The following is a 21367-nucleotide window of genomic DNA, read 5'->3' as shown; positions in this document are numbered from 1 at the left end:
CATCCCTATGTTAGACCCAAGTTTCCTCTCACGACGCGTGTCCGCCAGCGGACACCAACGGGACAATTGATGAATCCGAATTATCGCAATCTCGCGCTCTGGGCGATCATAGCGGTCCTGCTCATCGCTCTCTTCAATCTGTTCCAGACGCCGCAGACGCGCGGAGCAGCGAGCGATGTCCCCTATTCGCAGTTCCTGCAGGATGTCGCAGCCGGCCGGGTCAAGACGGTGACCATAGCGGGTGCCCGCATCTCGGGCACCTATACCGACACCTCTACCGGCTTCCAGACCTATTCGCCGGGTGATCCGTCGCTGGTTTCGAGACTCCAGGACAAGAACGTCACCATCAACGCGCGCCCCGAATCCGACGGTTCCAATTCGCTGTTCGGCTATCTCATCTCCTGGCTGCCGATGATCCTCATCCTTGGCGTCTGGATATTCTTCATGCGCCAGATGCAATCCGGCTCCGGCCGCGCCATGGGTTTCGGCAAGTCGAAGGCCAAGCTTTTGACCGAAGCGCATGGCCGCGTCACCTTCCAGGACGTCGCCGGCGTCGACGAAGCCAAGCAAGATCTTGAAGAGATCGTCGAATTCCTACGTGATCCGCAGAAGTTCCAGCGGCTTGGCGGCAAGATCCCGCGCGGCGTGCTGCTCGTCGGCCCTCCCGGGACCGGCAAGACGCTGCTTGCACGTTCGGTCGCCGGTGAGGCCAACGTGCCGTTCTTCACCATTTCCGGCTCGGATTTTGTCGAGATGTTCGTCGGCGTTGGCGCCAGCCGCGTCCGCGATATGTTCGACCAGGCCAAGAAGAATGCGCCCTGCATCATCTTCATCGACGAAATCGACGCGGTCGGCCGCCATCGCGGCGCCGGCCTCGGCGGCGGCAACGACGAACGCGAGCAGACGCTGAACCAGTTGCTGGTCGAAATGGACGGCTTCGAATCCAACGAAAGCATCATCCTGATCGCCGCCACCAACCGGCCGGACGTGCTCGACCCGGCGCTGCTCAGGCCCGGCCGTTTCGACCGCCAGGTGGTGGTTCCGAACCCCGACATCGTCGGCCGCGAGAAGATCCTGAAGGTGCATGTGCGCAACGTGCCGCTGGCGCCCAATGTCGACCTCAAGGTGATCGCACGCGGCACGCCGGGCTTTTCCGGCGCCGACCTGATGAACCTCGTCAACGAATCCGCCCTGATGGCGGCGCGGCGTAACAAGCGCCTTGTCACCATGGCCGAGTTCGAGGACGCCAAGGACAAGATCATGATGGGCGCCGAGCGCCGCTCGTCGGCGATGACCCAGGCCGAGAAGGAACTCACCGCCTATCACGAGGCCGGCCACGCCATCCTGGCGCTGAACGTGCCGTCGGCCGATCCGCTGCACAAGGCGACCATCATCCCGCGCGGCCGGGCGCTTGGCATGGTTATGCAGCTGCCGGAAGGCGACCGTTATTCGATGAGCTACAAATACATGATCTCGCGCCTCGCCATCATGATGGGTGGCCGCGTCGCCGAGGAGTTCAAGTTCGGCAAGGAGAACATCACCTCGGGCGCCTCCTCGGACATCGAGCAGGCAACCAAGCTGGCGCGCGCCATGGTCACGCGCTGGGGCTTCTCCGACAAGCTCGGCCATGTCGCCTATGGCGATAACCAGGAAGAGGTCTTCCTCGGCCATTCGGTGGCGCGCACGCAGAACGTCTCGGAAGAGACGGCGCAGATCATCGACGCCGAAGTGCGCCGGCTGATCGACGAGGCCTATTCGACGGCGAAATCCATCCTGACCAAGAAGAAGAAGGAATGGATCGCGCTGGCGCAGGGGCTGTTGGAATATGAGACGCTGTCCGGCGAGGAGATCAAGCAGCTGATCGCCGGCCACAAGCCCGCCCGCGATCTCGGCGACGACACGCCACCGAGCCGTGGCTCGGCCGTGCCGAAGTCCGGCAGCCGCCGCAAGAAGGGCCCGGAGCCCGAAGGCGGCATGGAGCCTCAGCCGTCAAGCTAGGGTCCGGCTCATGAGATTGATTTCGAAAATCGCCGCGGTGTTGATCGCGGCGGTTTCATTTGGAGGGCTGCCAGCAGTCGGTCGCGGCCTGAAAACTCCATCGCTTCACCCAGTGCCGGGGACTTCTCCACATGGGAGGTAGACGCTGAAGGTTTGCGGAGGCCGTGATGAGGGCCGATCTCCCGCAAGGGGGCCGGCACAATTTATCGCCGGCAACAGGAAGGCCCGCGAACCTTGCGGTTGGCGGGCCTTCCTGTCTTCAGGTATTACTGCCGATCAGCTCTTCAGCGCGGCATTGCAAAGGCTGTAGAAGCCGCCACCCTTCTGGATCCACTTGAGGCCACCCAGCGTATCGGCCTCCTTGTTGGCGTGGTACTGGTCGCGGCAGGTGTGCATGCGGCCCTTCGCCGGGGTTTCGCTGCTATACTTGGTGGAGATCGCCTTCGGAAACGTCACACCCTGGGGAGCGGTGACGGTCGGCGTTTCCGGGTGGCTGGTGAGGCTTGCCTGATCGGCTGCCGGCATGGTGTCGTCGTCGGAACCACTGGCACCGCACTGGCTCATGCGGAAGTCGTTCCACTTCATGCCGTTCAGCGTGTTGCCGGTCTTGGCCGCCTGATACTTGGCGCTGCAATCCGCCCTGCTAAGGCCGTTGCCTGCGTTGGCAGTCGCCGCTGCCTTGGGCGTCTCTGCGGCGGGTTCCACCGTCGCGCTGGCGCCGGCGGCGCATTCGCTCTTGCGGAAGTCACTCCACTTCGTGCCGTTCAGCGTGCCGGCGGCCTTTGCGGCCTGGTATTTGGTGCTGCATTCTTTCGCCGTCGGGCCCGGTGCCGCGTCGGTAGTTGCAGCGCTGGTGCTTTCCGCCGCGGCTGGCGTGGCGTCGGCGGCGTCGGTACCGCATTCTGCCTTGCGGAACTGGTTCCAGTTCTGCCCGCCAAGTGTTCCGGCGTCCTTTGCCGCGTTATACTTGGTGCTGCATTCAGTCATGGTCAGCGCATTGGCGGGCGCCGTCAGGAATAAAGTCACGACGGCGAGACCCGTCAAAGTGGCAAGTCGATGGATGAGCATGCGTCTTCTCCCTCAGATGTTCACGATATGTACCAAGCAAGCAGTAACACTCAACGGCTGGTTGCGCCAGAGGCTAAATGGCGAAAAGGCTGTCGGAAAGTGCATTATTTCGATAAAGTCGTAGCCAGCTCCTGTCCGCCAGGTAGATTTTCCCGAGCGCTTTTGCACGGAAAGCGCGCATAGAGCGGCCCACAGTGAGGGACTGCCTGACATGGCGGTTGGATCGAGTGTCGCCGCTGCGGCGCAACTGAATGCCCGATCCAGGGCCACTCGACCCGCGGATTGCGAGTTCAGTGCCTACTGACTGAGACAACAAAGAATCCAGATGCAGTCTGAAGTTCCTGAACGCTGCTGCCGCAACCAGGCAGGGAACTTGAAAATCCACGCACGAGCGTGACACAAAACACACAAAACAACAATTTTCTAAGGATTGGTGACCTATAATCATGCATTGTGATGATAGGGCTCGGGCCAATTTATGGCATGACGTGCCGGAAAAGAACCATCGGGAAGCTGGCTAGCATGGCAGGAAGTTATTTCGGTACGGACGGCATTCGCGGGCGCGCCAACAGGTTTCCAATGACGGCGGAGGTCGCCATGAGGGTCGGCATGGCCGCCGGCCTTTCGTTCCAGCGCGGCAACCATCGCCACCGAGTCGTGCTCGGCAAGGACACCAGGCTTTCCGGTTACATGATCGAGAATGCGATGGTGTCGGGTCTGTGCGCCGCCGGCATGGACGTGTTCCTGCTCGGCCCGATTCCGACGCCCGCGGTCGCCATGCTGGTGCGCTCATTGCGCGCCGACATCGGCGTGATGATCTCGGCCTCGCACAATCCCTATTACGACAACGGTATCAAGCTGTTCGGCCCAGATGGCTACAAGCTCTCCGATGAGATCGAGGAGCGAATTGAGGGGATGCTCGACAAGGATATCGACCTGGCGCTCGCCGATTCGGACGGGCTCGGCCGCGCCAAGCGCGTCGACGGCGTCCATGACCGCTACATCGAATTCGCCAAGCGCACGCTGCCGCGCTCGATGTCGCTTTCGGGCCTCCGCATCGTCGTCGATTGCGCCAACGGCGCTGCCTACAAGGTGGCGCCCGAGGCGCTGTGGGAACTCGGCGCCGAGGTCGTCGCTATCAATGTCGAGCCCAATGGCTTCAACATCAACAAGGAGTGCGGCTCGACCCATCCGGCCGGCCTGCAGAAGAAGGTCCACGAAGTGCGCGCCGATATCGGCATCGCGCTCGACGGCGATGCCGACCGCGTCGTCATCGTCGACGAGAACGGCGCGATCGTCGATGGCGATCAGATCATGGCGCTGATCGCCGAGTCCTGGCATCAGAGCGGACGGCTGGCCGGAGGTGGCATCGTCTCGACGGTGATGTCCAATCTCGGCCTCGAACGCTTCCTCGGCGACATGAACCTGCAGTTGCACCGCACCAAGGTCGGCGACCGCTATGTCGTCGAGCACATGCGTGCGCACGGCCTGAATGTCGGCGGCGAACAGTCGGGCCACATCGTGCTGTCCGATTTTTCCACCACCGGCGACGGCCTCGTCTCGGCGCTCCAGGTGCTCGCCTGCATCAAGCGGCAGAACCGGCCGGTCAGCGAACTGTCGAAGAAGTTTGCGCCGGTGCCGCAGCTGCTGAAGAACGTCCACATTGCCGGCGGCAAGCCGCTCGAGGAAGCCCTGGTCAAGGCGGCGATCGAAGATGGACGGCACCGCCTGGGCAAGGCCGGGCGCCTGGTCATCCGGCCATCCGGCACGGAACCGCTCATCCGCGTCATGGCGGAAGGCGACGATCAGCAACTGGTCGAGGCCGTCGTCAACGATATCGTCGAGGTCATTTCGGAAACGCGCAGCGCCGCCTGATCCTGAAGCTTTTGCCAGTTTGAAAGCCCGCCTCCGGCGGGCTTTTTTCGTTGGCTTGCACGCAAATTCTCCGCAGAAATGACGCGAAACTCTGAAAGATTTAGAGGTACATGGTTAAGCGATACGGTTAAACGCGTTTTAACTTTTCCAATTCATTATCCACGACTGAAGCCAATCAGATTCGGACGCGTTCGCTGTGCCGAGGGTTCTCAGGGGTGACAAGCATGTTCAATACAGCAAGAATGGCCCTCTTTGCCGCGCTGCTCGCGGGCGTGGCCGGACCAGTGTTCGCCGCCGACTTCGTCGAGCCGCCCGTGGTCGAGCCGGCCCCGCCGCCGCCCGTCTACGAGCAGCCGGTCGAATATGGCGGCTGGTACATTCGCGGCGACATCGACTATCACTGGTCGAAGTTCCGCGGCGGCGACTACATCACCTACGGGCCGGCTCCAGGCACCGGCCGCTTTGACAGCGGCAAGCTGGAGGGCGCCTTCTCGGCTGGCGCCGGCGTCGGTTACCAGATCAACCAGTATTTTCGCACCGACCTGACCGCGGACTGGATGAGCAAATCCGATTTCCGCGGCTCGACCAGCGGCATCTGCCTTGATGGAGATCCCTGCACTTCGACCGACACCTCGTCCTATACGGCGCTGCTGCTTCTCGCCAACGCCTATGTCGATATCGGCACATGGCACGGCATCACGCCCTATGTCGGCGCCGGCATCGGCGGCGCCTGGGTCAAGTGGGATACGCTGCATAACGTCACTGAGGACGGTTCGTTTGAGCATAGCGGCGGCAAAGGCTGGCGTTTTGCCTATGCCGCCATGGCTGGCGCATCCTACTGCCTGACCGATCGTGTCAAGCTCGATATCGGCTACCGCTACAGCCATATCGAAGGCGGTAAGATGTTCGACTTCGCCAGCGGCGTCGGTCCGGGCCATGACAAAGGCATCAATGTGCACGAAGTGCGCGGCGGCCTGCGCTACCAGTTCGGCAACTCGGGCTGCGCCCAGCCGGAGCCGATCGCCTACGAACCCGAACCGGTCTACACCAAGTAATCGCTTCGAGAGCAGGGTTGCGGACCGCCCGGCGAAAGCCGGGCGGTTTTCGCTTGGGTCAGGAAAGCGCATCAAATCAAATTGCTAACGCCTTGTTATCCTTAACCGCCACTTAACCACTATGGTTAACAATGCTCTGAACGGCGCTCGCGATCGCGAATGGCGCCACCTTCGGGAGCCAGGGATCATGACATTCAAATCGCGCATAGCGCTGGCGCTTGCAGCAATCGCCCTGATGCCGCTGTCTCAAGCGCTTGGTGCCGACTACGATCCGCCGATCTATGTCGACCAGGCGCCGGATTATGTGCCGGTCGAAGTCGGTTCGGGATGGTATCTGCGGGGCGATGTCGCTTATTTGCCGGAAAAGAGTTTCGAAGATGAGGACTTCGCCTTCACACCGGCGAGCTTCAGCGACAATGAAGATCCGATCTTTGCCAGCATCGGCTTCGGCTACCATTTCAACGACTATCTGCGGGCCGATCTCAATTTCGGCTATCTGCCCGGCAACAAGATCGGCGTCGGCTATGATGACGGAACGACCGTGGCATCAGCGTCCCTGAAGAACTACGCCTTCTCGGGCATGCTCAATGGCTATGTCGATCTTGGCACCTATGTCGGGATCACGCCCTATCTCGGCGCGGGTATCGGAATCGTCCAGAGCAATCGCAAGCTTTCGGCGAGCTATTTCACCGACAACAATGACCCTACCGACGATTTTGTTCTGCAGGACGACAAGACCCAGTATTCCTTTGCCTATACGCTTAATGCGGGCCTTGCCTATCAAGTGTCCAAGAATGTTTCCGTCGATCTGGGCTATCAGTATTTTTCCGCGCCCGACGCCGAATATGCGACTGCCGAGAGTCTAAATTCCTATCCGATCGACAAAGGGATCAGCAATCATCAGGTTAAGCTCGGGTTGCGCTACGACCTCTGGTAGGAGCTGCGCGGGCGACAAATCAAGACGGCGGATCTTCGGGTCCGCCATCGTGTTTCGAGGCCCACGACATTCTCATCACAGGTGATCAGTATCCTGCCAGCGACAAAAACTTTCCCCTTGACGCCTGACGCCTGAACGCATATCGCCGTCCGTGGGCCACCCCTCCCCAACGAGGGGCCACTATCTGGAAGGATAGACCACAATGACGACGCGTACGAAGCCCGGACTCCGTCCGGAAAATCCCAATTTTTCCTCAGGTCCCTGTGCAAAACGTCCCGGCTGGTCGGTCGAGGCGCTGACCAATGCCGCGCTCGGACGCTCGCACCGCGCCAAGATCGGCAAGACCAAGCTCGAACAGGCGATCGAGCTGACGCGGGAAATTCTCCAGGTTCCGGCAGACTATCGCATCGGCATCGTGCCGGCGTCGGACACCGGCGCGGTCGAGATGGCGCTGTGGTCGCTGCTCGGCCAACGCGGCGTCGACATGGTCGCCTGGGAGAGTTTCGGTTCCGGCTGGGTCACCGATGTGGTCAAGCAGCTGAAGCTCGCTGACGTGCGCAGGATCGAGGCCGGCTACGGCGCGCTGCCGGATCTGACAAAAATCGACTTCGACCGCGATGTGGTCTTCACCTGGAACGGCACGACATCAGGCGTGCGTGTCCCGAACGGTGAGTTCATTCCGGTCAGCCGCAAGGGCCTGACCATCTGCGACGCGACGTCGGCGGCCTTTGCGCAAAAGCTCGATTTCCAGAAGCTCGATGTCGTCACCTTCTCCTGGCAGAAGGTGCTGGGCGGCGAAGGTGCGCACGGCATGCTGATCCTCAGCCCGCGCGCCGTCGAGCGGCTGGAAAGCTACAAGCCCGCCTGGCCGCTGCCGAAAATCTTTCGCCTCACCTCGGGCGGCAAGCTCATCGAAGGCATCTTCAAGGGCGAGACCATCAACACGCCATCGATGCTGTGCGTCGAGGACTATCTCGACGCGCTGCGTTGGGCGAAGTCGATCGGCGGCCTCGACGCATTGATTGCCCGCGCCGACGCCAATGCCGCCGTTATGGACGGTTTCGTCGACAGATCCGCATGGCTCGGCCATCTGGCCACCGACCCGGCGACGCGGTCGAACACGTCCGTCTGTCTTTCCTTCACCGACCCGGATGTCGCCGCGCTTGATGCCGACGGACAAGCGGCGTTCGCCAAGGGCATCGTCTCGACGCTCGACAAGGAAGGCGTCGCCTACGATATCGGCGCCTATCGCGATGCGCCGCCCGGCCTGCGCATCTGGTGCGGCGCGACGGTCGAGACCTCCGACCTCGAAGCGCTGCTGCCGTGGCTCGACTGGGCCTTTGCCGCACAAAAGGCGTCGCTCAAGGCGGCCGCCTGAGTTTCCCGTGGCGGCCCTCGGGGCCGCCCATTCCCAAACGGATCAAATCTCATTTGAAGGAGGCCGCCATGGCGCCCCGCGTTCTCGTCTCAGACAAACTCTCCACCACCGCCGTTCAGATCTTTAGGGATCGCGGCATCGACGTCGACTACCTGCCCGATCTCGGCAAGGACAAGGAAAAGCTGCTCGAAGTGATCGGCCAGTATGACGGCCTCGCCATCCGGTCGGCGACCAAAGTCACCGAAAAGCTGATCAACGCCGCCACCAGGCTCAAGGTGGTCGGCCGCGCCGGCATCGGCGTCGACAATGTCGACATCCCGGCGGCGAGCCGCAAGGGCATCATCGTCATGAACACGCCGTTCGGCAATTCGATCACCACCGCCGAGCATGCCGTCGCCATGATCTTCGCGCTAGCCCGCCAGATACCGGAAGCCAATGCCTCGACCCATGCCGGCAAATGGGAAAAGAACCGCTTCATGGGCATCGAGATCACCGGCAAGACGCTGGGCATCATCGGCTGCGGCAATATCGGCTCGATCGTGGCCACGCGCGGCGTCGGCCTGAAGATGCACGTCATCGCCTTCGACCCGTTCCTGTCGGACAGCCGCGCCGAGGAGCTCGGCGTCGAGAAGGTCGAACTGGACGAGCTGTTCACCCGCGCCGATTTCATCACTCTGCACACGCCATTGACCGACAAGACGCGCAACATCATCGACGCCGCGGCGATCGCCAAAATGAAGACCGGCGTGCGCATCATCAACTGCGCCCGTGGCGGGCTGATGGTCGAGGCCGACCTGATTGCGGCGTTGAAAAGCGGCAAGGTGGCGGGCGCTGGCATCGATGTGTTCGAGGTCGAGCCGGCGGAGAAAAGTGAGCTGTTCGGCATGGAGCACGTGGTGGCGACGCCGCATCTCGGTGCGTCGACGATGGAGGCGCAGGAGAATGTCGCCCTGCAGGTCGCCGAGCAGATGGCCGACTATCTGATCAAGGGCGCTGTTTCCAACGCCATCAACATGCCGTCGATCACCGCTGAAGAAGCGCCGCGCCTGAAGCCTTTCGTCAAGCTTGCCGAAGTGCTCGGCGCCTTTGTCGGCCAGGTCACCGAGGATCCTATCAAGGAGGTCGAGATACTGTTCGACGGCTCGACCGCGACGATGAACACGCGCGCGCTGATCAGCGCCACTCTTGCCGGGCTGATCCGGCCGCAGGTCTCCGACGTCAACATGGTGTCGGCGCCGATCATGGTGAAGGAGCGCGGCATCATCGTTGCCGAGGTCAAGCGCGACAAATCCGGCGTGTTCGACGGCTACATCAAGCTGACGGTCAAGACCGAGCATAGGACGCGTTCGATCGCCGGCACCTGCTTCTCGGACGGCAAGCCGCGCTTCATCCAGATCAAGGGCATCAACCTCGACGCCGAGGTCGGCCAGCACATGCTCTACACGACGAATGCCGATGCGCCCGGCATCATCGGCCTGCTCGGCACGGTCTGCGGCGAGAACGGCGTCAACATCGCCAACTTCCAGCTCGGCCGCAACCGGCCTGGCGGCGATGCCATTGCACTGCTTTATCTCGATGCGCCGTTCCCGGAAAACGTGCTGGAACAGGTGCGGGCGCACAAGTCGATCGACTCCGCCAAGCGGCTGCATTTCGATGTGGGCGCCTGAATAATGCCCGCGCGCCCCGCGTGCTCTGCAAGCGCGCGGGGCGCTTCGACAATGTGGCTAACAGGCTCTGGATTGCACCATGCGGCGTCGAATATTGCCGGCTAAATCGCCATCTTCCTTCCGCTGTATTCGGCGAGGCTGATACCGCCAAGCACCAGCACCAGGGCCTGTCCCTGATAGAGCTGGAATGTCTCACCGACGATCAGCACCGACAGGAGCGTGCCGAAGATCGGCACCAGGTTGATGAACAGGCCAGCCCGGTTGGCGCCGATCAGTTCGTTGCCCCTGATGTAAAAGATCTGCGAGACGACTGAGGCGCCGATCGCGGTGTAGAACGCTATCGCCCAGCCGCGCGCATCGGGGACGATGACCTTGCCGGCGGCCACTTCCCACAGGAAGAAAGGCAGCGAGGTGACAAGTGCGGCAATCGACAGCGCCAGCATCAGGCTTTGCCAGCGTATAGCCGGCTTCAGCCGCAGCCCGACCGAGTAGAAGCTGTAGCAAAGCACCGCGATCAGCATGATGGCGTCGCCGAAGTTGAGATCCAGCTTGAGAAGCTGGCGCAGATCGCCATGGCTGGCTGTCAGGGCGACACCGACAATCGTCAGCACGACGCCGGCGATCTGCACCCGGTTCACACGCAGGCGAAACAGCACGAAATTGGCGAGGATGATCACGATCGGTATCGCCGCCTGCTCGATCGAGACGTTGATCGCCGTCGTGTAGTTGAGCGCCGTGTAGAAGATCGCGTTGAAGAAGGTGAAGCCGCAAGCGCCGAGCCCGCCAAGCAGCAACCAATGCTTGCGCACCACCGGCCAGTCCTCGCGCAGCGTTCGCCAGCCGAGCGGCAGCATGATCAGAACGGCCAGAACCCAGCGTAGGAAGACCAGCGTCATCGGCGAGATGTGGTCGACCGCCAGCTTGCCGGCCACGGAGTTGCCGCCCCACAGCAAGGTGGTGAACAGCAGGAACAGATAGGCGGTTCGATGCATGGCTAAAATTTCCAGCCGGGAGGGCAGGCGAAGGGTCTTTTGCCGACCTATTGTGGTGGTTCGCCCAAGTAAATGAAGTCAAAGGCGAAAATTGTTGTGCCTGAGGGCGCTTTCGGCGGTAAAGAATGGTCGCGCTCGCCGGGTCTTGACGTTATAGAGCGACGTGCGTCCACTGGACGGACAAAGTGCGTCTCAAGGCTTGAATGTTCGCATCGTGCTTTCCGAAATCGATTCCGATTTTCGGGCCTATGCGATAGAAGCCTGTCGTTTCGAACTATTTCAAGCCGCTCCGAGCGGCGCCTCAAGGGAAAAGAAACATGGCCAATGTGGTGGTCGTCGGCTCGCAATGGGGCGACGAGGGCAAAGGCAAGATCGTGGACTGGCTGTCGGAACGCGCCGACGTCGTCGTACGCTTCCAGGGCGGCCACAATGCCGGCCATACGCTGGTCGTCGACGGCAAGGTCTACAAGCTGTCGCTGCTGCCGTCCGGGGTGGTGCGGCAAGGCAAGCTGTCCATCATCGGCAATGGCGTCGTCTTCGATCCGCACGCCTTCGTCGCGGAAGTTGCGAAATTGAAGGCGCAAGGCGTCGGGGTGACGCCGGAGCGCCTGAAAATAGCCGAAAACACCGCGCTTATCCTGTCCTTGCACCGGGAGCTGGACGGATTCCGCGAAGACGCTGCCACCAATTCCGGGACGAAGATCGGCACGACCCGTCGTGGCATCGGCCCCGCCTATGAGGATAAGGTGGGCCGGCGCGCGGTCAGGGTGATGGATTTGGCGGATTTGGAAACGCTGCCCTTGAAGGTCGACAGGCTGCTGACGCACCACAATGCGCTTCGCCGTGGGCTCGGCCACGCCGAAGTCACGCATGACGCAATCATGAGAGAGCTGATTTCGGTCGCCGACGAGATCCTGCCCTATATGGACCGTGTCTGGAAGATCCTCGACGACAAGCGCCGCGCCGGCGAACGCATCCTGTTCGAGGGCGCGCAAGGCACGCTGCTCGACATCGACCACGGCACTTATCCGTTCGTCACCTCGTCCAACACGGTAGCTGGTCAAGCCGCCGCCGGATCCGGCGTCGGCCCGGGTGCCATCGGCTATGTACTCGGCATCACCAAGGCCTATACGACGCGTGTCGGCGAAGGTCCGTTTCCGACCGAACAGAAGAACGAGATCGGCGAGTTCCTGGGCACGCGTGGCCATGAGTTCGGCGTCGTCACCGGCCGCAAGCGCCGCTGCGGCTGGTTCGATGCCGTGCTGGTTCGTCAGGCCGTGGCCGTCAACGGCATCAAGGGCATTGCGCTGACCAAGCTCGACGTGCTCGACGGGCTGGACGAGATTAAGGTCTGCACCGGCTACCGTCTCGATGGCGAGGCGATCGATTATCTACCGGCCAGCCAGGGTGCGCAGGGGCGCGTCGAACCAGTCTACGAGACGCTGGAGGGCTGGAAAGGCACCACCGCCGGCGCCAGAAGCTGGAACGATCTGCCGGCCCAGGCAGTCAAATATGTCCGTCACATCGAGGAGCTGATCGGCGCGCCGGTCGCACTCCTTTCCACCAGCCCTGAACGGGACGACACAATACTTGTGACCGATCCGTTTCAAGACTAGATTCTCAGCCGTTCCGGGCATCGCGGCCGATTTGCGGGGGCCGGCCCAGAAACGAAATGCAGGTCAACTGAAGCATGGCAGATTTTGTTGGTGCTCTGAAAAAGACGCTCGATAAACTCGACAACCCGACGCCGGAGATACGCGCGAGGGTCTATGACAAGGCCCGTTCGACGATCGCGGACAAGCTGGCCAAGAACATACCGCCGCTGGCGCCTTCGGTCGTTGCCCAGCATAAGCGCACCCTGGAGGAGGCCATCGCCAGCGTCGAGCGGGAGTACGCCAAGCCTGTGCCGGCATCCGATCCGCTGTCGGAGCTGGAGGACATCTTCTCCTCCATCGACCGCAACAAGAACCAACCCAGCCACGTCCGGCAGCCGGAAAAGGCCGAGCCGGCATGGCAACCGGCAAAGACCGAGCCGACATGGCAGCCGGCGCCTGCCGCCAAAGCCGCGCCGAATTGGCAAAAACCGCCATCCGTTGCTTCTCCGCCAGAGCGCACCGATGCGGTGCCTTCGGACGCGGATTTTCCGGCGGCGGACGAGAAGAGCGATACGTTTCGAGACGATGTCTTTCCCAACGACGAGGAGCCTGCGCCGGACACCTTTCAGCGTCTGCGTCCTGCCGAGCGCAAGCGCAGCTATGGCGGGCTGATTGCCGCTGTCGTCGCTTTGCTCGTCGTCGCCGGCGGCGGCTACGGCGTCTGGCTGAACAAGGACGCGTTCACCAACATGATGGGTCTCAACAGCACGACTGTTGCAACCATAGAACCGTTGGTGAAGCCGACCCCGGCCGAGCCGGCTACCGAGGCCGCGGCAAGGCCCCCGGCCGCAGCGGCTCCAACGGATGCCGAGGGCACAAAGTTCACCCAGCGGCTGACACCGGAGGGCGGTGAGGTCGATCCCGGCCCCGCTTCAGGACAAAGCGGTATCGGAGAGGGCGAATCCGTCGCAGCACTGACCACACCGCCGCCGGCCGCACCTGCGCCTACAGCGCCGGCCGGCGATACGCCAGCCACGACTGCGCCCGCCACGCCGGGCGCTGCCCCCACAACACCGCCTGCCGATGAAGGAACGCCGGCGCCGGCGGCGCCGACCGATAGCGCAGCCGCCCCGGCAGCGCCGGCCCCGGGTGCTGCGCCGGCCGCGCCGACAGCCGCGCCTGCGGAAACCGCGCTGGCGGTCGGCCAAAAGGCAATCTTCTACGAGGAGCGTACCAGCACCGCCCAAGGCTCGGCCGAGCCCGGCAGCATCGTCTGGTCGCTGGTGCAGGAATCGCCCGGCGGCAATTTGCCGCCCGAGCCGGCAATCCGCGCCGAAGCGAGCATTCCGGGCAAGGACGTGCAGCTGCGCATGACCATCCGCCGCAACACCGACCAGACACTGCCGGCCAGCCATATCATCGAGATGATTTTCCTGACGCCCGATGGTTTCGACGGCGGCGGCGTCGACAATATCCTGCGCGTCGCCATGAAGGGGTCTGAACAGGATGCCGGCAGCCCGCTGATCGGCATCCCGGCCAAGATCGCCGACGGCTTCTTCCTGGTCGCTCTCAACGACACCAAGGCGGACGAAGACGCCAATCTGACCCTGCTCCGGGGGCAGAACTGGATCGACGTGCCGGTCGTCTACAAGACCGGACGGCGGGCGCTGCTCACCATGGAAAAGGGCATCCCCGGCGAGAAGGTGTTCGACGAGGCGCTGAAGGCCTGGCAAACAAAGACGGCGGGCTGAGGCCGGCTCACCAGCCTCAACGCTCCCTTTGGCTCAGAAGCCTTGGAACAGCATGTCGAGTGCGGCCACGATGTCGTCGTGACGACTGGAAAGATTTCCTTCGGCAGCAGGCAATTCAGAAGCCCATCAAGGCTAATATGAATTGAGTGACCATGACATGGTCACTGCCGTTGATCGTGAAGGTGGGGTTTAGCCGGCGGCCCGGCACCGGGGCCGTGTTGGGCGGCATCAACGGGATGACAACCCTTGTGTTTAGACTTTTAAGAAGATCAGCCTGAACGTCGAGCAGATAGCCGTCGCCTTCAGCTCTCCGGTAGAAATCGTAACGCGCGATCAAAACGGCCGGTACTTGGCCAGTGGCAGTCCGTTGCGCCTGACATAGCCGTTAGAGCTCTCGATCGTCTCCCTGTTTTCCTCCTGCCACCGGCGCGTTTTTTCGGCTGAAATCGCCTTGGCGATACCCTCCTCGGCGGCGCGAGATATGTTAATACCGAGCGCCTTGGCGTCTTCGATCAATGGAGCAGCTCCCATTCATGCGCATAAGGTAGGCGCATAAAAGCACGCATGAAATCCCTACCCCTCCATCTCCTCGCGCAGCATCTCCAGCTCCAGCCATTCCTCCTCGAGCGCTGCCAGCGTGGCGCGCTCCTTATCGAGGGCGGCGATGGTCTTCTGGAATGAGGCCGGGTCGCGCTCGTAATAGGCCGGGTCGGCGATGTTGTTCTCCAGCCGTGAGATCGAGGCATTCACCGCCTCGATCTTCTTCGGCAGTGATTCCAGCGCGAATTTCTGCTTGAACGACAGTTTCTTTGCTGGACCCTTCGGCGCAGCTGCTTCGGTCCTGCCTGCCGCCGCCACTTCGCTGGTCTCCGCCTTTGGCGGCCGTGCCTTGCGGTTGTCTAGCCTGGTGCCGCCGCGCTGCGCTAGCATGTCGGAATAGCCGCCGGCATATTCGATCCAGCGGCCGCCGCCGTCCGGCGCGATTAGGCTGGTCACCGTGCGATCGAGGAAATCGCGGTCGTGGCTGACCAGGATGACGGTACCGGCAAAACCGGCGACCAGTTCCTGAAGCAGTTCCAGTGTCTCCATGTCGAGATCGTTGGTCGGCTCGTCGAGCACCAGCAGGTTTGCCGGCCGCGCCAGCACGCGGGCGAGCAGCAGCCGCGCCCGCTCGCCGCCCGAAAGCTCGCGCACCGGCGTGCGCGCCTGTTCCGGCTTGAACAGGAAATCCTTCATATAGGAGACGACGTGGCGCTGCTCGCCATTGATGACAAGGTTCTCGCCGAGCCCGTCGGTGAGGTATTGCGCCAGCGTTTCGGCCGGGTCGACCGCCTCGCGCTTCTGGTCGAGCGTGGCGACCTCCAGATTGGTGCCGAGCCGCACCGAGCCTGAGTCCGGCTTCAATTCGCCGGTCAGCATCTTCAACAGCGTCGTCTTGCCGGCGCCGTTCGGGCCGACCAGGCCGACACGATCGCCGCGCTGGATGCGGGTCGAGAAGCCCTTGACCACGGTAAGATCGCCAAAGCTCTTCTCGATGTTCTTGGCCTCGATCACCAGCTTGCCGGATTCGGCGGCGTCGCTGGCCACCATGGTCGCCGCACCCTCGGCGCCGCGATGGCCACGAAAACGCTGGCGCATGGTCTGCAGTTCGCCGAGCCGGCGCATGTTGCGCTTGCGCCTTGCCGTCACGCCGTAGCGCAACCAGTGCTCCTCGCGTACGATCTGGCGGCCAAGCTTGTGCTGCTCGCGCTCTTCTTCTTCCAGCACGTTGTCGCGCCATTCCTCGAAATGGCCAAAGCCCTTGTCGAGCCTGCGGGTCTGGCCGCGATCGAGCCAGACAGTGGCGCGTGACACGCGCTCGAGGAAACGGCGGTCGTGCGAGATGACGATCAGCGCCGAAGAGGTGCGGCCAAGCTCCTCCTCCAGCCACTCGATGACCGACAGGTCGAGATGGTTGGTCGGCTCATCAAGGAGGAGAATGTCGGGCTCCGGCGCCATGACGCGGGCAAGGGCGGCACGGCGCGCCTCGCCGCCGGAGAGATCGTTCGGCCGCTCGTCGCCGGACAGGCCGAGATGCTCCATCAGATAGGTGGCGCGGTAGGGATCGTCGGCGGGTCCGAGCCCCGCCTCGACGTAGGCGCGGACGCTGGCGAAACCATCCATGTCGGGCATTTGCGGCAGGTAGCGCACTGTCGCCGAAGGCTGGCGGAACACCTCGCCGTCCTGCGGCTCGATCAATCCCGCAGCGATCTTGAGCAACGTCGACTTGCCCGAGCCGTTGCGGCCGACCAAAGCGATCTTGTCGCCCGCCGACGCCGTCAGTTCCGCTCCGTCGAGCAGCGGCGTGCCACCGAAGGTCAGTTTTATCCCGTCGAGATTGAGAAGTGGCGGCGCCATGTCAGCTTTCGGTAAGCGGGAATGGGTGGGCGAGCAACAGCGCGCGGCCGCTACCCAGCGCGATTTCGAGCCGGCCCTTGACCTCATTGGAAATGGTCAGCGACGAGCCGAACGCCATCTCGATATGGTTCAGCGGCCATTTGGCGCCGGTCACGGTCAGGCCGGAAAGGTCGGAAAAGCCGAGAATCGAAAACAGCGTGCCATCGGCGTAGTCGAAGCCGGCCTTTCCGCGAAGCAAGGGGATGCCTTCCTGTGCGCCGCTGGTCAAAAGCACCTCCGTCCCTGCCTCGGCCAGTCGGACGCTGAGCGCCAGGTGCAAGAAGGCGTGGTCGGTCCGCTTGCCACCGAACGCGCCGGCAAGCACGAGGCTGGTCGCGCCGCGTTCGAGCGCGGCGGCGATAGCCAGTTCGCCGTCGGTCTTGTCCTTTTCTGCCGGAAACACCTGGCGGGGCACGGCGGTCAGCTCGTCCGGCAGATCCGCCGGCACCGAATCGAAGTCGCCGACCCAGAGTTCCGGCGTCAGGCTCAGCGTCCGGGCATGGCTCATGCCGGCGTCGGCGGCGATGACACGCGTGCCAGCGACCTGGCGGTCGAGCAGCGGCGTGCGGATCAGATCGCCGCCAAGCAGGATGGTGAATTTGCTCATATGCGTGGCCCTTACCAGCCCTGCTTGCGAAACGGAAGGCCGCGTTCCGGATGCCCGGCAAACTTCCGCTTGCGCCACACCTGGGCCGGGCCTATGTGTCGAAACGCTCTAACGGGGTGCTGGACGCGATCTTCGCGGACCAGCTGAGAGGCAACCATGCCAACCCGCTGAACCTGATCCGGTTTGTACCGGCGGAGGGATTAGACGTTTCGGACAGCCCGACGCCTCAATTCCTTTCAACGTGAACGAAGGAGGCGCCGATGCGCACGTTTTTATACACTCTTGTTTCGGCAATGCTGCTTGCGGCGGCCCTTCTCGCCGGCATCGGGCCGGCATCCGCGCAGGAAAAACTCACCGTCTATACCTATGAGAGCTTCACCGCCGACTGGGGTCCAGGCCCCGCGGTGAAGAAGGCCTTCGAGGCCGAATGCGGCTGTACTCTCGAATTCGTCGCGGTCGCCGACGGCGTCGCCCTGCTCAACCGTGTCAAGCTGGAAGGCGCCGCAACCAAGGCCGACATCGTGCTCGGCCTCGACACCAATCTGACGGCCGAAGCCAAGGCCACCGGCCTGTTTTCGCCGCATGGCGTCGTCATCGACGTCAATGTGCCGGGTGGCTGGAGCGACAATATTTTCGTGCCGTTCGACTATGGCTATTTCGCCGTCGTCTACGACACCGAAAAGCTAAAGACCCCGCCGAAGAGCCTGAAGGAATTGGTCGACGGCAATGCCGATGAGAAGATCGTCATCCAGGATCCGCGCACCTCGACGCCCGGTCTCGGCCTGCTGTTGTGGGTGAGGTCGGTTTATGGCGACAAGGCGCCGGAAGCCTGGGCCAAGCTTAAGGCAAAGGTGCTCACCGTGACGCCGGGCTGGAGCGAGGCCTATGGCCTTTTCACCAAGGGTGAGGCGCCGATGGTGCTGTCCTATACCACGTCGCCGGCCTATCACATGGTCGCCGAAAACACTGAACGCTATCAGGCGGCGTCCTTCGAGGAGGGCGAGTATCTGCAGATCGAGGTTGCCGGCATAACCACCACGGGTGCGAAGAACCCGTTGGCGAAACAGTTCTTGACTTTCATGACCGGGCCGAAATTCCAGGATGTCATCCCCGAGACCAACTGGATGTTTCCTGCCGGCAAAACTGACAAGCCGCTCAATCCGGCCTTCGACAAGCTCGTCAAGCCGACCAAGACTTTGCTGTTCAGCCCCGAAGAGGTCGCCGCCAACCGCAAGGCCTGGGTCGACGAATGGCTGTCGGTGATGAGCAAGTAGCTTGTGATTGAAAGATGATCACTCTACGGCGCCCCCCTCTGTCCTGCCGGACATCTCCCCCTCAAGTGGGGAGATCGGCTGTCACTTCCGCTTTCGCCAATCGCGACAGTCGAAAGATTGAGGCGAGGGTAAAGCTGCCAATCTCCCCCCTTGGGGGGGAGATGTCCGGCAGGACAGAGGAGCGTGGGCGGGAACTCGGCCTCAGCCATATTTTCTGCTTCGACGATCGTTGAACCAGGCAGGGCGGCATGCATACCGGATATCCTGCCGATCCCCGCGTCACCGCCGGCACCATCGCGCTTGCCGCTGTTGCGCTGCTGATCGGCGGAGCGTTCGCCGGGCTCATCCTTGAAGCTACACGCAACCCGACCGGCGCCGCGTCGACTTTCGATTCCTACCTCTTCCGTGTCGCCCGTTTCACGCTGTGGCAGGCTTTGCTGTCGACACTGCTTTCCGTGGTGCCGGCGCTGTTCGTTGCGCGGGCGCTTTCGCGGCATCCGCGCTTCTTTGGTCGTGCCTTGATCCTGCAGCTCTTCGCCGTGCCGCTTGCGCTGCCGGCCATCGTCGCCGCACTCGGCATTCTGGCTCTCTATGGCCGTGCCGGCTATTTCGCCGGCGTGCTCACCGCGATTGGCGGTCAGGGCTGGCCGGGCATATACGGCCTGTCCGGCATCCTCGTAGCCCATGTCTTCTTCAATCTGCCGCTGGCGACGCGGCTGTTCCTCGAGGCGCTGGCGACGGTGCCGGCCGACCAGTGGCGGCTGGCGAGCCAGCTCGGCATGGGTGCCAGGCCCGCATTCCGGTTGATCGAATGGCCGACGCTGCGTGCGGCACTGCCAGGCGTCGCCGGGCTTGTCTTCATGCTCTGCATCACATCCTTTACCATCGTGCTCACGCTGGGCGGCGGGCCGCGCGCGACGACACTGGAGGTCGCCATCTATCAGGCGCTGCGTTTCGATTTCGATCCTGCCCGCGCGGTGACGCTGACACTGCTGCAGATCGCGCTGACCTTCATCGTGGTGCTTGCATTGATGCGGCTTGGCTCCAACACCGTCGGCGACGCCAACCTGCCGGTGGCACCGCGCCGGTATCTTTCGGCTGGTACGGCCGAGACCGCGCTGAACGCAGCATTGATCGTTCTGGCATTGCTGTTCGTCGCCGGGCCGATGGCGGCCACGGTGACGTCAGGCCTTGGCGCCGATCTCGGCCGGCTGGCGGCCGAGCGCGCGGTGCGGCAGGCAACGCTGACCAGCGCCGTGCTCGCCTTGCTGGCGGCGCTGCTTTCAGTGGCGCTGTCGCTGTCGCTCGTCATGGCACGACGGGCGCTGGCCTTGAGGCGTCGCGTCGACGCCAAGACGCTGCTCGAATACGCCACCGATACCGGCGCCGGCCTCGTCCTCGTCGTGCCGCCCATCGTAATCGGCGCCGGCTGGTTCCTTCTCCTGCGTACTTTTAGCGATGTCTTTGCCATCGCCCCTGTCATGGTCGTCGCCGTCAACGCGGTGATGGCGATGCCGTTTGCCATCCGCGCCATTCGCCCCGGCTATGATGCGGCGAGCGAACGCCACGAACGGCTCTGTTTACTGCTTGGCATTTCGGGCTGGGACCGGTTCCGGCTGGTCGACTGGCCGTCGCTGCGGCGGCCGCTCGCCACCGGTTTCGCGTTCGCGATGGCTTTGTCGCTCGGCGATCTCGGCGTCATTGCCCTGTTCGGCAGCGACTCCCTGCAGACGCTGCCTTATCTCTTGCTGTCGCGCATGGGCAGCTACCGCACTATGGACGCGGCAGGCCTGGCATTGCTGCTCGGCCTGGTCTGTCTCGCGCTTGTCCTGGCCGCGGAGTGGCTGGGACGGGGAGAAAAATCATGACGCTCAACAGCGAAAGCGGTACGGCTGTGCGGCTGGAAAAGGTCTCGTTCAGCTATGGCGAAGCGCCGTTTTTATTCGATGTCGAGTTCGCCGCCTCGAAGATCACCGCCATCATGGGGTCGAGCGGTTCGGGAAAATCGACACTGCTCAATCTGGTGGCCGGCTTCGAGACGCCGCGATCGGGCCGCGTGCTGATCGGCGGCGCCGATTTCGGCGCCAAACCGCCGTCGGCGCGGCCGGTGTCGATGGTGTTCCAGGAAAACAATCTCTTTGCCCATCTTTCGGTCGAACGAAATGTCGGCCTTGGCCGCTCACCGTCGCTCAGGCTGACCGAGGCCGACCACGCTGCGGTCGCCGCAGCGCTCAAGCGCGTCGGCCTTGCCGGCAAGCAACAGCGCCTGCCGCGCGAACTCTCCGGTGGCGAGCGGCAACGCGTCGCGCTCGCCCGCGTCCTGGTGCGCGACCGGCCGGTGCTCTTGCTCGACGAACCGTTCGCCTCGCTCGGACCGGCCTTGCGCGACGACATGCTCGATCTGGTAGCCGACGTTCATGCAGAGCGGCGCATGACGGTGCTGTTCGTCACGCATCAGCCGGAGGACGCCCACCGTATCGGCCAGGACATGGTGTTCCTGGACAATGCCACGGTTGCCGCAACCGGGACTGTCGCCGATTTTTTTACCAAGGCTGGACCGGAAGCCTTCCGGCACTATATCGGTGCAGGTCCGTTTGGCGCGGGATCACGAGATGTTGCCCGGAAGCGGACATAATTTACGGCCAAACCGGGTTCAGGCGATGTGGTGCTTGCTTGCCATGGTCAAAGTAGTGTGGCTAGGTCCTCCGATACTGGTCCGGCATAGGTTGTGATT

Annotated in this window: 17 protein-coding genes and 1 riboswitch; of the genes, 11 read left to right on the top strand and 6 right to left on the bottom strand. The window is 62.8% G+C overall.

Annotated features, from left to right (window positions below; genetic code table 11):
- Positions 1–69 precede the first annotated feature (69 nt).
- A complete protein-coding gene (ftsH, locus tag CIT31_RS06945; protein ID WP_065011263.1) occupies positions 70–1998 on the top strand; it encodes an ATP-dependent zinc metalloprotease FtsH in 1929 nt (642 codons plus the stop codon).
- A 276-nt stretch (positions 1999–2274) separates the two neighbouring features.
- Here ftsH and CIT31_RS06940 read toward each other — a convergent pair whose 3' ends face one another.
- A complete protein-coding gene (locus CIT31_RS06940; protein WP_095517982.1) occupies positions 2275–3066 on the bottom strand; it encodes a hypothetical protein in 792 nt (263 codons plus the stop codon).
- Positions 3067–3588: 522 nt separating this feature from the next.
- On the opposite strand from CIT31_RS06940, the gene glmM reads away from it, so the two are divergent.
- From glmM to serA, 5 genes are all read left to right on the top strand, one after another.
- Positions 3589–4941: a phosphoglucosamine mutase gene (gene glmM / locus CIT31_RS06935; RefSeq protein WP_095518117.1), complete on the top strand. Its 1353-nt coding sequence runs from the start codon at positions 3589–3591 to the stop codon at positions 4939–4941.
- Between the two features lie 224 nt (positions 4942–5165).
- Positions 5166–5996, top strand: a complete 831-nt coding sequence (locus CIT31_RS06930) for an outer membrane protein (RefSeq protein ID WP_095517981.1) — start codon at positions 5166–5168, stop codon at positions 5994–5996.
- 187 nt (positions 5997–6183) lie between these two features.
- Complete coding sequence (locus CIT31_RS06925; protein ID WP_065011266.1) at positions 6184–6933, top strand: outer membrane protein; 750 nt, start codon at positions 6184–6186, stop codon at positions 6931–6933.
- 202 nt (positions 6934–7135) lie between these two features.
- Positions 7136–8311, top strand: coding sequence for a phosphoserine transaminase (locus tag CIT31_RS06920; protein ID WP_095517980.1), 1176 nt, complete (start codon positions 7136–7138; stop codon positions 8309–8311).
- A 68-nt stretch (positions 8312–8379) separates the two neighbouring features.
- Positions 8380–9978 (top strand): phosphoglycerate dehydrogenase, encoded by a 1599-nt coding sequence (gene serA / locus CIT31_RS06915; protein ID WP_095518116.1) that lies wholly within the window; start codon positions 8380–8382, stop codon positions 9976–9978.
- A gap of 101 nt (positions 9979–10079) precedes the next feature.
- Here the strand turns inward: serA and CIT31_RS06910 are convergent, their stop codons facing one another.
- The gene (locus CIT31_RS06910) at positions 10080–10970 is read right to left on the bottom strand and encodes a DMT family transporter (protein WP_095517979.1); all 891 of its coding nucleotides are present in this window, start codon (positions 10968–10970) and stop codon (positions 10080–10082) included.
- A 317-nt stretch (positions 10971–11287) separates the two neighbouring features.
- Between CIT31_RS06910 and CIT31_RS06905 the strand changes: the two genes are divergently transcribed.
- Both CIT31_RS06905 and CIT31_RS06900 read left to right on the top strand, forming a co-directional pair.
- Complete coding sequence (locus CIT31_RS06905) at positions 11288–12586, top strand: adenylosuccinate synthase (RefSeq protein ID WP_095517978.1); 1299 nt, start codon at positions 11288–11290, stop codon at positions 12584–12586.
- A gap of 74 nt (positions 12587–12660) precedes the next feature.
- Positions 12661–14316, top strand: a complete 1656-nt coding sequence (locus CIT31_RS06900) for a hypothetical protein (RefSeq protein WP_095517977.1) — start codon at positions 12661–12663, stop codon at positions 14314–14316.
- A 115-nt stretch (positions 14317–14431) separates the two neighbouring features.
- On the opposite strand, the gene CIT31_RS06895 is transcribed toward CIT31_RS06900, so the two are convergent.
- From CIT31_RS06895 to CIT31_RS06880, 4 genes are read right to left on the bottom strand one after another with little or no spacing between them, the layout of a single operon-like run.
- Positions 14432–14653 (bottom strand): CcdB family protein, encoded by a 222-nt coding sequence (locus tag CIT31_RS06895; protein ID WP_342586909.1) that lies wholly within the window; start codon positions 14651–14653, stop codon positions 14432–14434.
- Positions 14650–14847 (bottom strand): type II toxin-antitoxin system CcdA family antitoxin, encoded by a 198-nt coding sequence (locus CIT31_RS06890; protein WP_095517976.1) that lies wholly within the window; start codon positions 14845–14847, stop codon positions 14650–14652. The genes CIT31_RS06895 and CIT31_RS06890 overlap by 4 nt, the downstream gene beginning before the upstream one ends.
- A 42-nt stretch (positions 14848–14889) precedes the next feature.
- On the bottom strand, positions 14890–16713 hold the full coding sequence (locus CIT31_RS06885; protein ID WP_095517975.1) for an ABC-F family ATP-binding cassette domain-containing protein: 1824 nt from the start codon (positions 16711–16713) through the stop codon (positions 14890–14892).
- A 1-nt stretch (position 16714) separates the two neighbouring features.
- Positions 16715–17359: a thiamine diphosphokinase gene (locus CIT31_RS06880; RefSeq protein WP_095517974.1), complete on the bottom strand. Its 645-nt coding sequence runs from the start codon at positions 17357–17359 to the stop codon at positions 16715–16717.
- A gap of 102 nt (positions 17360–17461) precedes the next feature.
- Positions 17462–17576, top strand: a riboswitch (TPP riboswitch).
- A gap of 43 nt (positions 17577–17619) precedes the next feature.
- Here CIT31_RS06880 and thiB point away from each other — a divergent pair.
- The 3 genes from thiB to thiQ all read left to right on the top strand — a co-directional run bounded on the left by thiB (position 17620) and on the right by thiQ (position 21268).
- On the top strand, positions 17620–18633 hold the full coding sequence (thiB, locus tag CIT31_RS06875; RefSeq protein WP_095517973.1) for a thiamine ABC transporter substrate binding subunit: 1014 nt from the start codon (positions 17620–17622) through the stop codon (positions 18631–18633).
- A 248-nt stretch (positions 18634–18881) separates the two neighbouring features.
- Complete coding sequence (gene thiP, locus CIT31_RS06865) at positions 18882–20501, top strand: thiamine/thiamine pyrophosphate ABC transporter permease (protein WP_095517971.1); 1620 nt, start codon at positions 18882–18884, stop codon at positions 20499–20501.
- Positions 20498–21268, top strand: a complete 771-nt coding sequence (gene thiQ, locus CIT31_RS06860) for a thiamine ABC transporter ATP-binding protein (protein WP_095517970.1) — start codon at positions 20498–20500, stop codon at positions 21266–21268. Before thiP ends, thiQ begins: the two co-directional genes overlap by 4 nt.
- The last annotated feature ends 99 nt before the right edge of the window (positions 21269–21367 follow it).

Origin of the sequence: Mesorhizobium wenxiniae (assembly GCF_002284535.1) — a bacterium.
Lineage (GTDB): Bacteria > Pseudomonadota > Alphaproteobacteria > Rhizobiales > Rhizobiaceae > Mesorhizobium > Mesorhizobium wenxiniae.
Note: the sequence above shows the minus strand (reverse complement) of the source record. Positions and strands in the feature narration are given on the sequence as shown.

What these genes read in the sequence shown, in the direction of transcription:
- thiP (WP_095517971.1), top strand. Translation starts at nt 18,882, where the DNA reads ATGCATACCGGATATCCTGCCGATCCCCGCGTCACCGCCGGCACCATC.
- CIT31_RS06925 (WP_065011266.1), top strand. Translation starts at nt 6,184, where the DNA reads ATGACATTCAAATCGCGCATAGCGCTGGCGCTTGCAGCAATCGCCCTG.
- serA (WP_095518116.1), top strand. Translation starts at nt 8,380, where the DNA reads ATGGCGCCCCGCGTTCTCGTCTCAGACAAACTCTCCACCACCGCCGTT.
- CIT31_RS06885 (WP_095517975.1), bottom strand. Translation starts at nt 16,713, where the DNA reads ATGGCGCCGCCACTTCTCAATCTCGACGGGATAAAACTGACCTTCGGT.
- CIT31_RS06880 (WP_095517974.1), bottom strand. Translation starts at nt 17,359, where the DNA reads ATGAGCAAATTCACCATCCTGCTTGGCGGCGATCTGATCCGCACGCCG.
- CIT31_RS06930 (WP_095517981.1), top strand. Translation starts at nt 5,166, where the DNA reads ATGTTCAATACAGCAAGAATGGCCCTCTTTGCCGCGCTGCTCGCGGGC.
- CIT31_RS06900 (WP_095517977.1), top strand. Translation starts at nt 12,661, where the DNA reads ATGGCAGATTTTGTTGGTGCTCTGAAAAAGACGCTCGATAAACTCGAC.
- CIT31_RS06940 (WP_095517982.1), bottom strand. Translation starts at nt 3,066, where the DNA reads ATGCTCATCCATCGACTTGCCACTTTGACGGGTCTCGCCGTCGTGACT.
- CIT31_RS06910 (WP_095517979.1), bottom strand. Translation starts at nt 10,970, where the DNA reads ATGCATCGAACCGCCTATCTGTTCCTGCTGTTCACCACCTTGCTGTGG.
- glmM (WP_095518117.1), top strand. Translation starts at nt 3,589, where the DNA reads ATGGCAGGAAGTTATTTCGGTACGGACGGCATTCGCGGGCGCGCCAAC.
- CIT31_RS06890 (WP_095517976.1), bottom strand. Translation starts at nt 14,847, where the DNA reads ATGGGAGCTGCTCCATTGATCGAAGACGCCAAGGCGCTCGGTATTAAC.
- CIT31_RS06920 (WP_095517980.1), top strand. Translation starts at nt 7,136, where the DNA reads ATGACGACGCGTACGAAGCCCGGACTCCGTCCGGAAAATCCCAATTTT.
- CIT31_RS06905 (WP_095517978.1), top strand. Translation starts at nt 11,288, where the DNA reads ATGGCCAATGTGGTGGTCGTCGGCTCGCAATGGGGCGACGAGGGCAAA.
- thiB (WP_095517973.1), top strand. Translation starts at nt 17,620, where the DNA reads ATGCGCACGTTTTTATACACTCTTGTTTCGGCAATGCTGCTTGCGGCG.
- ftsH (WP_065011263.1), top strand. Translation starts at nt 70, where the DNA reads ATGAATCCGAATTATCGCAATCTCGCGCTCTGGGCGATCATAGCGGTC.
- thiQ (WP_095517970.1), top strand. Translation starts at nt 20,498, where the DNA reads ATGACGCTCAACAGCGAAAGCGGTACGGCTGTGCGGCTGGAAAAGGTC.